This window comes from Thalassospira xiamenensis M-5 = DSM 17429 (assembly GCF_000300235.2).
Lineage (GTDB): Bacteria > Pseudomonadota > Alphaproteobacteria > Rhodospirillales > Thalassospiraceae > Thalassospira > Thalassospira xiamenensis.
Window position 1 is genome coordinate 2,895,906 of record NZ_CP004388.1, and the last position, 14,881, is coordinate 2,910,786.

Genomic DNA, 14,881 nt, shown 5'->3' on the forward strand with positions numbered 1-14,881 from the left:
ATGCGGTTCCAGAAACGTCATATCGCACTTCTTCTTTATATCGTGTTCCTGTTGCTGCCGATTTATTGGCTGTTCAACATGTCGATCAAGACCAATTCGGAAATCCTGGGCGCAATGACCCTGTTCCCGGATAATCCGACACTGGCAAACTATGCAACCATCCTGACCGATCCGGCATGGTATTCGGGCTATATCAACTCAATGATCTATGTCGGGATCAACGTCGTGATCTCGCTTCTGGTTGCTCTGCCCGCGGCATATGCTTTTTCCCGCTATAACTTTACCGGTGATAAGCATCTGTTCTTCTGGCTCCTGACCAACCGCATGGCACCGCCTGCCGTGTTCCTGCTGCCATTTTTCCAGCTTTATTCAAGTGTTGGCCTGTTTGACACCCATATTGCTGTGGCGCTTGCGCACTGCCTGTTCAACGTGCCGCTGGCCGTATGGATCCTTGAAGGTTTCATGTCGGGCATTCCAAAGGAAATCGACGAAACCGCCTATATCGACGGTTATTCCTTCCCGCGCTTCTTCACCACGATCTTCATTCCGCTGATCCGTTCGGGTATCGGTGTGACGGCCTTCTTCTGCTTCATGTTCAGCTGGGTTGAACTGTTGCTGGCCCGCACTCTGACGTCGGTCGATGCCAAACCGATCGTGGCCACCATGACCCGTACCGTTTCGGCATCGGGGCTTGATTGGGGTGTTCTGGCAGCGGCGGGTGTTTTGACAATCGTGCCGGGGGCTTTGGTGATCTGGTTCGTTCGCAACTACATCGCCAAAGGCTTCGCGATGGGCCGCGTGTAATCGGAAAACAGGAAGGAATAAAACAATGACTTGGATGGCCTGGACCCCGATTACCGCCGTGTTCTTTTCCTGCATCATTTTGATGCTGATCGGAATGGGAATATGGCAGGCGGTTTCACCAACCGTTCCGCGCCGTGGCTTCCTGCCGCTGGAAACAACCCGCGGGGATCGCCTTTTCATCAGTTTGCTTGGTGCAGCCTATATCCATCTCGGCTTTATGGCATTTAGCGATGCCGCCATCTGGATCGCATCAATCGTTGCCCTTTTCTGGCTCATCATCGTGATGCGATGGGGCTGAACAATCCGGAACGGTACTGTTTCCTGCAACGGTGCCGTTCCCGTCGTCATTCATCGCGGCGGGTACTGTCTTCCCCCGTCACGGGTGAACCGGATTTTTCCGGAAGTGCAATGGAAGACAACCAGGGAGGAACGACATGATCGTCAAAGCCAAAGGCTCCTCTGCCATTCTTAAAGGCAGTGCAGTTGCGGTCGCACTCGGTCTTGCGGTATTTGCCAATCCGGCAGCAGCAGACCAGTACACCGACGCGGCAAAAAAATGGATCGATAGCGAATTCCAGCCGTCGAGCCTTGATAAAGATGCCCAGATGGCCGAACTTGAATGGTTCATCAAAGCAGCCGAGCCGTTCCGCGGCATGGAAATCAACGTGGTATCCGAAACCATCACCACGCACGAATATGAATCAAAGGTTCTGGCCAAAGCCTTCTCGGAAATCACCGGGATCAAGCTGACCCATGACCTGATCGGTGAAGGTGACGTGATCGAAAAACTGCAGACCCAAATGCAGTCCGGTCGTAACATTTATGACGCCTACATCAATGACTCCGACCTGATCGGTACGCATTCGCGTTACGATGCGGTCGTTCCGCTGACCGACTTCATGGCAGGCGAAGGCAAGGACGTTACCTCGCCGACGCTCGACCTTGAAGACTTCATCGGCCTGTCCTTCACCACCGGTCCGGATGGCAAACTTTACCAGCTTCCCGACCAGCAGTTCGCGAACCTTTACTGGTTCCGCTATGACTGGTTCCAGCGCGAAGACCTGCAGAAGCAGTTCAAGGACAAATACGGCTATGACCTGGGTGTTCCGGTCAACTGGTCGGCATACGAAGACATCGCCGAATTCTTCACCAATGACGTGAAAGAAATCGACGGTAAAAAAGTCTATGGTCACATGGACTACGGCAAAAAAGACCCGTCTCTGGGTTGGCGCTTCACCGACGCATGGCTTTCGATGGCTGGCGCTGGCGACAAGGGCATCCCGAATGGTCTTCCTGTTGATGAATGGGGCATCCGCGTTGAAGGCTGCGCACCTGCAGGCTCCAGCGTCACCCGTGGTGGTGCGGCCAACGGCCCGGCGGCTGTTTACGCTCTGACCAAATACATCGACTGGCTTAAAGCCTATGCTCCGCCAGAAGCAGCCGGCATGACCTTTGGCGAAGCCGGTCCGGTTCCGGCACAGGGCCAGATCGCCCAGCAGATATTCTGGTACACCGCCTTCACCGCCGATATGGCGAAAAAAGGCACCCCGGTCGTGAACGAAGATGGCACGCCGAAATGGCGTATGGCACCTTCGCCGCACGGCCCGTACTGGGAAGAAGGCATGAAGCTTGGTTATCAGGATGTGGGTTCCTGGACCTTGATGAAGTCCACCCCGCCTGAGCGTCGTAAAGCTGCATGGCTTTATGCGCAGTTCGTCACGGCGAAAACCACCTCGCTCAAAAAGACCCTTACCGGTCTGACTCCGATCCGTCAGTCTGACCTTGATACCCAGGCGATGACCGACATCGCACCGAACTGGGGTGGTCTGGTTGAATTCTATCGTTCCCCGGCTCGCGTCCAGTGGTCGCCGACCGGCACCAACGTTCCGGATTACCCGAAACTAGCTCAGCTCTGGTGGCAGAACGTTGCCGAAGCTGTAACCGGCGAACGCACCCCGCAGGAAGCAATGGATAACCTTGCAACCGCGATGGACCGCGTTTTGGAACGTCTGGAACGTGCAGGTATCGGTGGTGAATGCGCACCGAAACTGAACGAGGAACAGGATGCCCAGTACTGGTTCGACCAGCCCGGTGCTCCGAAACCGAAACTTGATAACGAAAAACCGCAGGGTGAGACCGTCAAATACGACGATCTGATCGCGGAATGGAGTGCGGCCCAGAAATAATCCAGGCCTCACAACTGGGGGTGCCGGGGGTGATTTATCATCCCCGGCCGTCCCAACAATTTCTCTAACAACTTATTTGTTCGTACCGATTTCAAAACACGATCCGGCTTTTATGGATCGATAAAAACCGAAGACATCCGGCAAACCGGATGCAAGGTCCCATACAGGGAATGTCTGGCTCATGGCGGGCACGACAGGGAGGAAACAGTGAATACCGCGATTAAAAAACGTCGCGCTGGCCTTGGCATTCAAGGTCGGCTCATGGCTTCTTTTGCCCTGATTCTGGTGCTGGCCGGTATTTCATCGGTGGTTTCCTGGATCTCGTTTGGCAACAGTCGGGCGCTTGTCGCCGACATAACTAATGATAGCCTACCCTCGATCATCCGGCAGATGGAACTTGCCATGGATGGTGTCGGACTGGCGGCTCAGGCACCGGCACTGGCAACATCGCGCAATGCCGATGAACTGGCTGAAACAGAGGCACGCCTTGATGCCCTGATAGGCGATGCCCGCACCCGGCTTGGCGAAATTGCAGCGACCAATCCGGAACCTTTGATGTTGCCGGTTGCTCCGACCAATTCCGAAACGAACGCAAATGCGGGTGACGCAGAAACACCGGATCAGGTACCGAACCAGACCGTGGAACCGGAACAAACCGTTGCTGTCGACGCAATTGAAACCCTGACCGCACAGCTTGACGATATTGTTGCACGCCGCAACACACTGCATGAATTGACCATGCAGCGGCTTGAACTTGAAAAGCAGCGCGGTGATCTGACCCTTGATATGGTCTTTGCCTATAGCGATCTTTCAGAATTCATCAATCCGCTGGTCGAGGTTGTTGATATCGATGTCTCGCGCGGTATATCGCGTGTTGTAGATGGCAATAGCGATACGGTGGCTGAGCTGGAAGAAGCCATCAGATTTTCCCAACTGATTTCCGAAATCCGCGCCAACATGAATCTTGCATTTGGCATGTTGACCGCCGCCATCGCCGTGCCAGAAGGCGATGCCATGGACGAGGTCCGCAATCAATGGAGTTGGGCGGAACTTCGCATTTCAGACGCGCTGGAAAAATTGCCCAATAACAATGATGGCACTCAGATAAAAAAACTGGCCGAGGCATTGCTGGTTTATGGCGCAGGTAAAGACAGCGTTTTTGATCTTCGCGAAACCGAATGGGACAATCAGTACAAGACAGAACAAACTCTTGATGCGACCCTGACCAGCGCCGAAGCACTGAGTACATCCATCACACAACTCGTTGACGCCAAACGTCTTGAGGTTGACGACAGTGCAGCCAATGCGCTGACACAGGTGGTCCGTGATCAGCAGCTAATTGCCCTGATTGGTGTTACGGTGCTGGTGATCTCGCTTCTGATCCTGATTTTCTATGTCCGTGGCAACCTGATCAAACGTCTGCTGCGTGTGATTGACGGTATGCGCCGCGTCGCAAATGGTGATCTTTCGACCGAGGTTCGCGATGCCGGTCACGATGAAATCGGTCGCATGGCAGAAATTCTGGGACAGTTCCGCGAAACCAGTCTTGCCGCCCGGCGGGCCGAGGAAAATGTCACCCACGAACGCGAGATTGCCGAAACCGAACGCCGCCGCGCCATGCTGGAACTGGCCGACGCGTTCGAAGCATCGGTAATGCAGGTTGCAAAGGATGTCTCACGCGAGGCCGAAAACATCCAGATAACCTCCAATCAGGTGCGCGAACAGGCCGAAGTCGCATCCAGTAACGCCACAGGCGTTGCCGGTGCGTCCGAGGAAATATCGATCAATATGGCATCTGTTTCCGATGCGGCTAAGTCGCTGTCTGAGCGAGTCCGTGATACAGGCCTTCGCGCCCAGCAATCCGTGAATGCCGCCACCAACGCGGTCGATGCCGCCCGCCAGACCAGCGAAACCATGCACGAACTTGAAACCGGTGCCCAGGAAATCGGCGAAATCCTTAACCTTATTCAGGATATCGCCGCCCAGACCAACCTTCTGGCTCTGAATGCAACAATCGAGGCTGCCCGTGCAGGCGACGCAGGCAAAGGCTTTGCCGTCGTCGCGCAAGAGGTCAAAAACCTTGCCAATCAGACCGGCACGGCAACCGACCGGATTGCCCAGCGCATCACTGGGATCCAGACAACAACCGGTATCGCGGTGCAGGCCATTACCACCATCCGCGACAGCATCACCGGCATTCACGAAACGGTCGGCGAAATGTCGGCAGCAGTTGACGAACAACAGGAATTCGTCGCCGAAATCGCCAGCAACGTCGAACAATCCGCCACCGCGGCCAGTGAAATGAACGCAACAATTGCACAGGTCAGCACAGCAGCAGATGACAATCTAAAGGCCGTCGATGGCCTGCGACAGGCAACAGATCGTCTGCGCCATCAATCCGACGATCTCGGAAAGCGCGTGCGCGATTTCCTTGACTCCATCCGGTCCGAGCAAGCAACGACAACCCGCCAGCAAAACAACAAAACCATAGATGAAGCCTCCCTCCCGTGAGAGCACTTGTCTGGGGCCCGATAAGGATGCCCTTCCCCCGAACGTCACAGTCGGGTCCCGGATTTTTCACCCGGTTTCGTTGGCTGGCAAAAAGCGATACACAGGAAACAGCATGAAAAATCCAATCGCACATATCCTGAAATCCTCGACCGTGACGGCAGGCATCACGCTTTGCCTGATGGCGACGGCAACCGCCGCATCCCCGCTTGATGAAGGGATAAATTCGTATCGTCACGGCAATTTCGAAGCTTCGGCCAAAACATTTGCGCCGCTTGCCGAACAGGGCAACGCCACCGCGCAGTACCTTCTGGCCTGTCAGATGATTAACGGGGTTGGCGTCAATGCCGATGAAAAACGTGGCTGGGAGTTGATGAAAGCATCAGCCGACAATCACAATCCGGATGCCAGCATGGTCATCGCCCGAAGACTGGAAGCAACCGGTGCGAAAACCGACAATATCAGACTGCTTTATCAACAGGCTGCAGATCAGAACCAGACACAGGCAATGCTGTGGCTTGCCCTTGATGCAATGGATCAGGGCAAGCCTAATCAGGCAAAACAGCATCTGAGTACTGCATGGGAAACTGGCGATCCGCGGGCGGCAACCTTGCTTGCCAATCGGTTTGCAGACAGTGACACCGCCCGTTATCAATATCTGCGTCAAGCCGCCGAACGTGGTGAAATGCGTGCAGCGGCCTATCTTGCTGAAGAAGCCCGCATCCTTGGTGACCCCGTCGAAGCTATTGGTTGGTGCGCCATCGCGACAGGCCTTCCAGGCCATGATCAGCATGCGGACTGGAAATCGATTGGCGATGCCGTAGAAAAAAACTGCAGTCAGTATGACAAGGATCTCTCCTCAGCTGACCGCGCCACAAACCGCGAAAAGGTCGATCAGTTCCTTGCAAAATTCTTTGACGGCTACAAACCCTGGAAGCCATGGCGACCCTGCGCCGTGAACTAGCCAAATGAAAAAATCCCCGATCTTGCTGATAGGGGATTTTAACTTGCAGGCCACATTAATTAATCTGGATCGTCGGCTTTGACCGCCTCGACAAGAAGCGTACTTCCTTCAATCCCGCAGACACGGACTTTCTGACCTTCAACAAATTCCTCATCCGACTTCAGGACCCAGCTTGATCCATAGACGTTTTGACGAACGCGGCCATTGGTCGTCTTTTCAGTCAGAACAGTCGTTTTTCCGACCAGCGATGACCGCGTGCTGCTGACATCTTCCTCTTGCGCCTCCGAACGCGCGGGGCGAAAGAACCGCCGACCGATTACAAATGACAGCACACTGAACACGCCAAATGCGATCAGTTGTAGTTCCACCGAGACATCGGGAACCAACAGAACAACAAAACCCGCTGCTGTTGCCGCAACTGACAACCACAGGAAAATGATCCCCGGCAGCAACATTTCAAGCACCAGCATAAGGCAGGCCAGAATCCACCAATGCCAGAACTCGATGCCCAGTTCAGAAAATAAATTCATTTTGGCAATCTCGAGATCGTTTTAGCTTTTGTCTGTCTGAGAAATCGTTTTGATCAATTCGGTCACACCGCCAATCGATCCAACAACACCAGACGCATCCAGCGGCATGAAGACAAGTTTGCTGTTAGGGCTTGATGCGATCTGGCCAAGCGATTCAACATATTTCTGGGCAACAAAATAGTTGATTGCCTGAACATCGCCTTCGCGGATGGCCTTGGAAACCGTTTCGGTTGCTTTGGCTTCTGCCTCGGCGGTGCGTTCGCGTGCCCGCGCATCAAGCTCGGCAGCGGCCATGCGTCCTTCGGCAGCCAGGATCGCCGCAGATTTTTCACCTTCGGCGCGCTTGATGTTAGCTTCTCTCTCACCATCGGCCTCAAGGATCAGCGCGCGCTTCTCGCGCTCGGCCTTCATCTGACGGTTCATCGCTTCCGTAAGATCCTCGGGCGGCTGTACATCCTTGATTTCAACCCGGGTGATCTTAACCCCCCAATCACTGGTCGCTTCATCAAGAACAGCCAGAAGCAGCAGGCTGATTTTCTCCCGATTTGACAGCATTTCATCAAGTTCCATGGAACCAAGAACACTGCGCAAATTGGTCATGGCCAAATTCTGTACGGCATAATCAAGGCGCTCGACCTTATAGGCGGCATCTTTGGTATTGGTTACCCGGATAAAGACCACACCGTCGACCACAACGGATGCGTTATCGCGCGAAATCACTTCCTGGCTGGGGATATCAAGCACACGTTCCATAAGGCTCATGCGCTGTCCGACACGATCAAAAACCGGGATCAGGATATGCATTCCAGGATCAAGTGTCCGCAAATACCGACCAAGCCGTTCGACGGTAATTTCGTAACCCTGCGGCACGATCTTGACGCTCAAAAACGTCAGCACAACAGCCAGAAAGACAAAAGCGACAGAAAATATTGCAAAGGTCGAATGCATGATAAGCCCTAATTATTTAAGCTGGACGCCGAATAAACGGCATCAACAAGGTCCGTTTTATTCAAAACCTCAGCGAAACGATACGTTTAAAACAAAACAGATTTAATCATAGGGATAATATGCATTTGCTATGCAAGAAAATTGTGTGAATGCCTTATCGTAAAACCACCAGATACTTGAAGTACACGTCGAAACTCAAAGACGCTTTTCGTCGATATATCCCGACAGCATTTCATCAAGCGCACTGAGATCTTCGGGTGCGTTGACATTGACAAACGGAGCCATGTCGCCAGACCGCACCGGAAACGCCACATTAGCGGCCCCCATGGCACGCAGGGCCCCGCCAACGCGGCGGTCTTCATCGCGAAGTTGGTTGCCAATGATACCAGCCCCGGCGCGATGCCAGATAGCAGACAGGTAGTGATCCCGTCCGGCATGGCTGGCAAAGGCTGCTTTTTTACCGCCCTCTGTCGCCGCCTTAAGCAATTGGACGACCATATCATCGGGTACAATCGGGCAATCGACGGGAAAGGAAACCAGCCAGTCGACACCATCGGGCAAGCTCAATAGTCCGCCCAGAATCCCGCCCAACGGCCCCAGCCCCGGTTGGGGACTGTCTGGAACGACCGGCAGATTGAATTCAGCAAAAAATGCCCCGCCTTCGTTGCTGGAAATCATCAGGTGATTGCATTGCGCGGATGCCGCGCTGATCGCATGCGCAATCAAGGGTTTGCCTGCCAGTTCACGAAACGGCTTGTTTCCACCCATACGCCGCCCCTCGCCCCCGGCAAGAATCAATCCGGCGACTTTGGGATGATCGGACAGGCTGTTTGCATTGGCTGACATCGGCAGGATAACGTCCGTTTATTTTGATCACGATGGCATGGCAGCATTGCTGGGCAGGCATTTGCCAGTGGGGCATTTTGCCCCTATATCAGGGTCGAAGACAATGACAGCGTGCTGTCACGTGATCGGACGACCGAATACGCTTGATGATGACGACCGGGGACGGCCCCTTTGAACAAGGAGGCCGTTATGGCTTGGGTTGCATTACTTTTGGCCGGAATTCTGGAAGTTTGCTGGGCTGCGGGCCTTAAATATTCCAACGGTTTTACCAATCCTCTTCCGACAATTTTCACCCTGACGACCATGGCCGGAAGTTTCTGGCTGTTGACCTTTGCCATGCGTAGCATCCCGCTTGGCACCGCCTATGCGATCTGGACCGGTATCGGTGCGGTTGGCGCGGTGATATTTGGCGTGGTAGCACTTGGTGAAATGCTGAGTGTCGCAAGGATATTGTCCATTTCCCTGATCCTTGCCGGAATTGTCGGACTAAAGCTTTTCAGTCCGGCATGATCACTATCAAATGGAAACGGGCGGCCCCAAAACCGCCCGTTTCCCTGATTTTATTTGAATGAGGATAATCACACGCCGGCAGGAATGCCGCTACGCTCTACTTTACGCGGAGACGTCAGCTCTTTCCATTTCGAAAGCGCCTTGTTCACTGCTGGATAAGCATCCCGCCGCACGAATTCACCATCGCCGCATTTGCCAATCACGACGCCTTCTTCAGCTGCAATCCGGCCGCGGCTGATGGTGTAGCGTGGCAGACCGGTGACTTCATGGCCTTCGAACACGTTGTAATCAATTGCCGATTGCTGATGTTCGGCGGTGATGGTTTTCGATGCCTTCGGGTCCCAGACCACAAGGTCCGCATCCGCCCCGACAAGAATCGCGCCCTTGCGCGGATAGACGTTCAGGATTTTGGCGATATTGGTCGAGGTCACGGCAACGAATTCGTTCATCGTCAAACGACCGGTATTGACCCCATAGGTCCACAGCAACGGCATGCGGTCTTCAAGACCGCCGGTGCCGTTCGGGATTTTGGTAAAATCACCAACTCCCATGCGTTTCTGCTTTGTCGTGAAAGCACAATGGTCGGTCGCAACAACCTGCAAGCTGCCCGATGCCAGACCGTTCCAAAGACCGTCCTGATGCAGTTTGCTGCGGAAAGGTGGCGACATGACGCGACGGGCCGCGTGATCCCAGTCCGCGTTGGCATATTCACTTTCATCCAGAATCAGATGCTGAATCAGCGGCTCACCAAACACGCGCTTGCCATTGGCACGCGCACGGCGGATGGCTTCGTGCGCCGGTTCGCAGGACACATGCACGATATAAAGCGGCACATTGGCCATATCTGCAATCATGATCGCGCGGTTACACGCCTCGCCCTCGACATCGACAGGCCGGGAATAGGCGTGCGCTTCGGGCCCGTTATTACCAGCATCAAGCAGACGTTGCTGAAGTGTCGCGACCACATCGCCGTTTTCGGCATGAACCAGCGGCATCGCGCCGAGTTCCGAACAGCGAGAGAAGGATGCAAACATTTCATCATCATCTACCATCAAGGCCCCCTTATAGGCCATGAAATGCTTGAAGGTGTTGATGCCCTTTTCCTCGACAACGATTTTCATCTCGTCAAAGACCTGCTCTCCCCACCATGTGATCGCCATGTGGAAAGAATAATCGCAAACCGCCTTGGTCGATTTGTTATCCCACGCCTGAAGCGCTTCAAGCAGCGACTGATTGGGGGCAGGCAGGCAGAAATCGACAACCATCGTTGTGCCACCTGCAACGGCAGCCTTGGTGCCGCTTTCAAAATCGTCTTCGGAATAGGTGCCCATAAAAGGCATTTCAAGATGGGTGTGCGGGTCAATCCCACCGGGCATGACATAGCAGCCGTCGGCATCAACAACCTTGTCCCCGGTCAGGTTCTGACCGATCGCGGCAATCTTGCCATCTTCAATCAGGATATCGGATTTATATGTCAGATCGGCGGTAACGATTGTTCCGCCACGAATAACCATGGACATGGGTGGCTCCTTGTCTGTCAGTCTATCGTAAGGCCCGGAAAGTTGCGGGAAAGCCCCGGCATCCCTGCCCGTTTTCAGTTTCGTAAGATGGCTTGTCACCCGGCAGGTCAGTTACACCTGCCGAGTGACAGGATCGGATCGTTACATCGACGCCTTGTCGGTAACGACGTGGCTCCACGCACCCTCCGGCTTTTTGGTGATAACCGGGTCGGAACCGCCCGACAGAAGGCTATCAACGGTGCGCTGATAGGCCGCTTCGTCAAGCTTTCCGTCGTCATCCAGCAGCTTGGCAATTTCCTGCATCATGCGGATCTGATGCTTTTCTGTCTGGGCACCGGTTGCGTCGTTATCCAGAACGATCATTGCGGCGTCTTCCGGGTTTTCCTTTGCCCACTGCCAGCCCTTCATGCTCGCAGCAACGAAGCGGCCCATCTTCTCGACAAATGCCTCGTCCTTCAGATTGTCTTCAAGAACATAAAGGCCGTCTTCAAGCGTCGCGACACCCTGATCTTCGTATTTGAAGACGTTCAACTGATCTTCGGTGATACCGGCATCAATGACCTGCCAGTATTCGTTATAGGTCATTGTTGAAATGCAATCGGCCTGCTTTTGCAACAGCGGATCAACGTTAAAGCCCTGTTTCAGAACCGTAACACCCTTTTCGCTGCCATCGGTCGGAATGCCAAGCTTCGACATCCAGCTCAGGAACGGATATTCGTTGCCAAAGAACCAGACGCCAAGCGTACGACCCGGGAAATCATCCGGGCTTTCAACACCGGTCTCCTTAAGGCAGGTGAGCATCATGCCTGACTTGGCAAAGGGCTGCGCAATGTTGACCAATGCAACACCCTTTTCTCGCGACGCCAGTGCGGATGGCATCCAGTCGACGATCACATCGGCACCACCACCGGCAATAACCTGTGGCGGGGCAATGTCCGGGCCGCCCGGATTGATCGTGACGTCAAGACCGGCTTCTTCATAGAACCCCTTGTCCTGCGCCACATAGTAACCGGCGAACTGTGCCTGGGTTACCCATTTAAGCTGCAGGGTGACTTCGTCCGCTGCCATCGCCGAAAACGATGCCATACCGACACTTAACCCTAACGCAGTCGCAAATATTTTCTTCATTCGTCGATGTCTCCTCAGGTTATTGTCAAGTCCTCCCGACGGGCCGTCTTTTGATGCCTTTAATGGCGACGTACCCGAAATGACGGATGCCATGACGTCGCCTTTCTTTCGACGTAGGCCACAGCTCCGTAAAAGGCGGTCCCCGCCAGGGCCGCCAATGCAATTTCCGCCCAGACCATATCGACATTCATCCGCCCGACTTCTGTCGATATCCGGAATCCCATGCCCACAATCGGGGTGCCGAAAAATTCGGCAACGATGGCGCCAATCAGCGCCAGCGTGGAGTTGATTTTAAGTGCATTAAAGACAAACGGCATTGCGGCCGGTAGCCGCAACCGAAACAGGGTCGACCAGTAACCCGACGCATAAGTCGCCATCAGGTCCTTCTCAAGCGCGCCTGCAGCATTCAACCCGGTCACAGTATTCACCAGCATCGGGAAAAACGTCATGATCACGATCACTGCCGCCTTGGATTGCCAGTCAAACCCGAACCACATCACCATGATCGGTGCCACACCGATGATCGGCAGGGCAGACACCATATTGCCCAGCGGCAAAAGCCCCCGTTTCAGGAACGGCACCCGATCCACCGCAATCGCCACGATAAAGGCACTGCCGCAACCGATCACATAGCCGCTGATCACGGCCTTGATGAAAGTCTGATGGAAATCGGCAACCAGAATGTCGGTCGAATTGACAAAGCGAACGCCAATGGCACTTGGCGCAGGCAGCAAAACCTGCGGCACACCAAAACCGGCCACGATCACTTCCCAAAGGAACAGCAACCAGAAACCAAACGCGATTGGCACCAGAATATTCGCCGATTGCTGTTTGGCAGTTTCAACGCTGCGATAGCGCGCAACAACATCAATCCCCCGCCAGACAAACGCCCAAAGCGACAGGATAAACAACCAGAACCCGGTTCCAGCATGACCGGCAATACCATAATCATAAAGTGCTTCAATCGCCTGCCAGCAGCCAAACACCGCCACCGCAAGGATGATCGCCGCATACTGAATGTGCCCCACACCAAGCCACGTAAATGCAGCACCGGCAATCACACATAGTGCCATCGCCACCGCAATACCGGGAATGTCGCTGACAAAGGCGATCTGTTTGCCGCTTTCCGGATCAACCCCGCTCAGCGGAAAGATCAAAGCCAGCAAAGCCGCGATTGCCGCAACCAGACAGAATTTATCAAGTTTCACGTCGGTCATCTGCGTACTCCCATCCGGGCAAGAACGCGACGTTCACACCAGCCGACCAACACCACCATAATCGCGGCAACGAAGGCCGCCGTCAGTAATGCCGACCAGATCTGGATCGTCTGCCCGTAGTAGGACCCGGCCAAAAGGCGTGCGCCCAGCCCTGCCTGTGCCCCCGTCGGCAATTCACCGACAATTGCCCCCACCAGACTGATCGCAATCGCGACCTTCAGGCTGGCAAACAGATAGGGCATCGCCGATGGCAATCGCAACGCCCAGAAGGTCTGCCATTTCGAGGCATTATAGGTACGCATCAGATCAAGCTGGATCACCTGCGGCGACCGCAGCCCTTTGACCATGCTGATCGTCACCGGGAAGAAACACAGATAGGTCGAAATAATCGCCTTTGGCACCAGTCCCTTAAGGCCAATCGCACCCAGCACAACGACAATCATCGGTGCGATGGCAAGGATCGGAATGGTCTGGGATGAAATCACCCACGGCATCAGACTTTTTTCAAGTGTGATCACATGAACAATTCCGACCGCCAGCAGAATGCCAAGTGCGGTTCCGATCACAAACCCCAGCAGAGTCGATGAAAGCGTCACCCAGGTATGGTAAACCAGCGACCGTTTCGACGTGATCGCAGTCGCAAAAATGGTTTTATACATTTCCTGCGCGACCTGATGCGGGGCCGGAAGGATCGGTCGTTCCTGCGCCAGAGTATCTTCGATCAAACGCGTCGTTGTCCAGGTTTCCCCGGCACGGTTATAGCGGTCAATCTGGGTCGGCGCGTTCATGAACACCGCCCCGATATACCAGATGACAAACAGCGCAATCAGCACCACCGTCACCGGACCAGCCTGCCCGGACATCAAACGCGACCACAGCGATTCTCCGCCAATCGCGCCATTCATCGTTGCGGCATTACTCGTCATAGCTATGCCCCGCCCGCAGCCCTTCGCGCACACGATGGGCGACTTCCAAGAATTCTGGCGTTTCGCGGATGTCAAGGCCGCGATCCTTCGGGAAATCGGTTTTGATCACATCAATGATCCGGCCCGGCCTTGGCGACATCACAACGATCTTGGTCGACAGGTAGACCGCCTCGGGGATCGAATGGGTGACAAAGGCCACCGTCTTGTTGGTCCGCGCCCACAATTTCAGAAGCTGTTCGTTCAGATGATCGCGCACAATCTCATCCAACGCCCCGAACGGCTCATCCATCAGAAGCAGATCGGCATCGAAACTTAGAGCACGCGCAATTGATGCACGTTGCTGCATCCCGCCCGAAAGCTGCCACGGGAATTTCTTTTCAAACCCGTTCAGTTCAACAAGTTTAAGTGCCTCGTGCCCCCGCTTGATGCGTTCTTCGCGGGGAATTTCCATAATTTCCAGCGGCAGGGTCACGTTGCGTTCAATCGAGCGCCACGGCAGCAATGCCGGCGCCTGAAACACATAGCCATAGGCACGATTTTCACGCGCTTCCTGAGGTGAAACACCGTTGATCGAAATATCTCCACCCGTGGCTTTTTCCAAATCGGCAATCACACGTAACAGCGTGGTCTTGCCACAGCCCGACGGGCCAATAAAGGAAACGAACTCGCCGCGTTCGATTTTCAGATCAACATCAGACAGGGCATAGACCGGCCCGTCAGCGGTTTGAAAGGTCAACGACAGTTTTTGAATATCAACAACTGCGTCCGTGGATGCGGGCATTTGCGCCACATTA

14 protein-coding genes are annotated in these 14,881 nt (G+C 54.4%); 6 read left to right on the plus strand and 8 right to left on the minus strand.

Annotation, left to right across the window (positions count from 1 at the left end; translation table 11 throughout):
• The 5 genes from TH3_RS13565 to TH3_RS13585 all read left to right on the plus strand — a co-directional run bounded on the left by TH3_RS13565 (position 1) and on the right by TH3_RS13585 (position 6,462).
• The gene (locus tag TH3_RS13565; RefSeq protein WP_007091527.1) at positions 1–804 is read left to right on the plus strand and encodes a carbohydrate ABC transporter permease; all 804 of its coding nucleotides are present in this window, start codon (positions 1–3) and stop codon (positions 802–804) included.
• Positions 805–829: 25 nt separating this feature from the next.
• The gene (locus tag TH3_RS13570) at positions 830–1,102 is read left to right on the plus strand and encodes a DUF2160 domain-containing protein (protein WP_007091528.1); all 273 of its coding nucleotides are present in this window, start codon (positions 830–832) and stop codon (positions 1,100–1,102) included.
• Positions 1,103–1,238: 136 nt separating this feature from the next.
• The gene (locus tag TH3_RS13575) at positions 1,239–2,990 is read left to right on the plus strand and encodes an ABC transporter substrate-binding protein (protein ID WP_007091529.1); all 1,752 of its coding nucleotides are present in this window, start codon (positions 1,239–1,241) and stop codon (positions 2,988–2,990) included.
• A 261-nt stretch (positions 2,991–3,251) separates the two neighbouring features.
• Complete coding sequence (locus TH3_RS13580) at positions 3,252–5,501, plus strand: methyl-accepting chemotaxis protein (protein WP_040059944.1); 2,250 nt, start codon at positions 3,252–3,254, stop codon at positions 5,499–5,501.
• Positions 5,502–5,613: 112 nt separating this feature from the next.
• The gene (locus tag TH3_RS13585) at positions 5,614–6,462 is read left to right on the plus strand and encodes a tetratricopeptide repeat protein (RefSeq protein ID WP_007091531.1); all 849 of its coding nucleotides are present in this window, start codon (positions 5,614–5,616) and stop codon (positions 6,460–6,462) included.
• A 59-nt stretch (positions 6,463–6,521) separates the two neighbouring features.
• Here the strand turns inward: TH3_RS13585 and TH3_RS13590 are convergent, their stop codons facing one another.
• The 3 genes from TH3_RS13590 to TH3_RS13600 all read right to left on the minus strand — a co-directional run bounded on the left by TH3_RS13590 (position 6,522) and on the right by TH3_RS13600 (position 8,786).
• Positions 6,522–6,992 carry an NfeD family protein gene (locus TH3_RS13590; RefSeq protein WP_007091532.1) on the minus strand — a complete coding sequence of 157 codons (471 nt, stop codon included), beginning with the start codon at positions 6,990–6,992 and terminating at the stop codon, positions 6,522–6,524.
• Positions 6,993–7,013: 21 nt separating this feature from the next.
• On the minus strand, positions 7,014–7,940 hold the full coding sequence (locus TH3_RS13595) for an SPFH domain-containing protein (protein ID WP_007091533.1): 927 nt from the start codon (positions 7,938–7,940) through the stop codon (positions 7,014–7,016).
• 195 nt (positions 7,941–8,135) lie between these two features.
• Positions 8,136–8,786, minus strand: a complete 651-nt coding sequence (locus TH3_RS13600; RefSeq protein ID WP_007091534.1) for an NTP transferase domain-containing protein — start codon at positions 8,784–8,786, stop codon at positions 8,136–8,138.
• 189 nt (positions 8,787–8,975) lie between these two features.
• Between TH3_RS13600 and sugE the strand changes: the two genes are divergently transcribed.
• Positions 8,976–9,296 carry a quaternary ammonium compound efflux SMR transporter SugE gene (gene sugE, locus TH3_RS13605; RefSeq protein ID WP_007091535.1) on the plus strand — a complete coding sequence of 107 codons (321 nt, stop codon included), beginning with the start codon at positions 8,976–8,978 and terminating at the stop codon, positions 9,294–9,296.
• A gap of 68 nt (positions 9,297–9,364) precedes the next feature.
• Here sugE and hydA read toward each other — a convergent pair whose 3' ends face one another.
• The 5 genes from hydA to TH3_RS13630 form a co-directional block, all read right to left on the minus strand.
• Entirely contained in the window at positions 9,365–10,816 is a 1,452-nt protein-coding gene (gene hydA / locus TH3_RS13610; RefSeq protein WP_007091536.1) for a dihydropyrimidinase, read from the minus strand.
• Positions 10,817–10,957: 141 nt separating this feature from the next.
• Entirely contained in the window at positions 10,958–11,944 is a 987-nt protein-coding gene (locus TH3_RS13615; RefSeq protein ID WP_007091537.1) for an ABC transporter substrate-binding protein, read from the minus strand.
• Between the two features lie 59 nt (positions 11,945–12,003).
• Complete coding sequence (locus tag TH3_RS13620) at positions 12,004–13,161, minus strand: ABC transporter permease (RefSeq protein WP_007091538.1); 1,158 nt, start codon at positions 13,159–13,161, stop codon at positions 12,004–12,006.
• A complete protein-coding gene (locus tag TH3_RS13625; protein ID WP_007091539.1) occupies positions 13,158–14,087 on the minus strand; it encodes an ABC transporter permease in 930 nt (309 codons plus the stop codon). The genes TH3_RS13620 and TH3_RS13625 overlap by 4 nt, the downstream gene beginning before the upstream one ends.
• Positions 14,077–14,868 carry an ABC transporter ATP-binding protein gene (locus TH3_RS13630; RefSeq protein WP_007091540.1) on the minus strand — a complete coding sequence of 264 codons (792 nt, stop codon included), beginning with the start codon at positions 14,866–14,868 and terminating at the stop codon, positions 14,077–14,079. The genes TH3_RS13625 and TH3_RS13630 overlap by 11 nt, the downstream gene beginning before the upstream one ends.
• Positions 14,869–14,881 lie beyond the last annotated feature (13 nt).

Excerpts from the sequence above, each read along its gene's own strand:
- TH3_RS13625 (WP_007091539.1), bottom strand. The coding sequence starts at position 14,087 with ATGACGAGTAATGCCGCAACGATGAATGGCGCGATTGGCGGAGAATCG.
- TH3_RS13590 (WP_007091532.1), bottom strand. The coding sequence starts at position 6,992 with ATGAATTTATTTTCTGAACTGGGCATCGAGTTCTGGCATTGGTGGATT.
- TH3_RS13575 (WP_007091529.1), top strand. The coding sequence starts at position 1,239 with ATGATCGTCAAAGCCAAAGGCTCCTCTGCCATTCTTAAAGGCAGTGCA.
- TH3_RS13615 (WP_007091537.1), bottom strand. The coding sequence starts at position 11,944 with ATGAAGAAAATATTTGCGACTGCGTTAGGGTTAAGTGTCGGTATGGCA.
- TH3_RS13600 (WP_007091534.1), bottom strand. The coding sequence starts at position 8,786 with ATGTCAGCCAATGCAAACAGCCTGTCCGATCATCCCAAAGTCGCCGGA.
- sugE (WP_007091535.1), top strand. The coding sequence starts at position 8,976 with ATGGCTTGGGTTGCATTACTTTTGGCCGGAATTCTGGAAGTTTGCTGG.
- TH3_RS13570 (WP_007091528.1), top strand. The coding sequence starts at position 830 with ATGACTTGGATGGCCTGGACCCCGATTACCGCCGTGTTCTTTTCCTGC.
- TH3_RS13620 (WP_007091538.1), bottom strand. The coding sequence starts at position 13,161 with ATGACCGACGTGAAACTTGATAAATTCTGTCTGGTTGCGGCAATCGCG.
- TH3_RS13630 (WP_007091540.1), bottom strand. The coding sequence starts at position 14,868 with ATGCCCGCATCCACGGACGCAGTTGTTGATATTCAAAAACTGTCGTTG.
- hydA (WP_007091536.1), bottom strand. The coding sequence starts at position 10,816 with ATGTCCATGGTTATTCGTGGCGGAACAATCGTTACCGCCGATCTGACA.
- TH3_RS13565 (WP_007091527.1), top strand. The coding sequence starts at position 1 with ATGCGGTTCCAGAAACGTCATATCGCACTTCTTCTTTATATCGTGTTC.
- TH3_RS13585 (WP_007091531.1), top strand. The coding sequence starts at position 5,614 with ATGAAAAATCCAATCGCACATATCCTGAAATCCTCGACCGTGACGGCA.
- TH3_RS13595 (WP_007091533.1), bottom strand. The coding sequence starts at position 7,940 with ATGCATTCGACCTTTGCAATATTTTCTGTCGCTTTTGTCTTTCTGGCT.
- TH3_RS13580 (WP_040059944.1), top strand. The coding sequence starts at position 3,252 with ATGGCTTCTTTTGCCCTGATTCTGGTGCTGGCCGGTATTTCATCGGTG.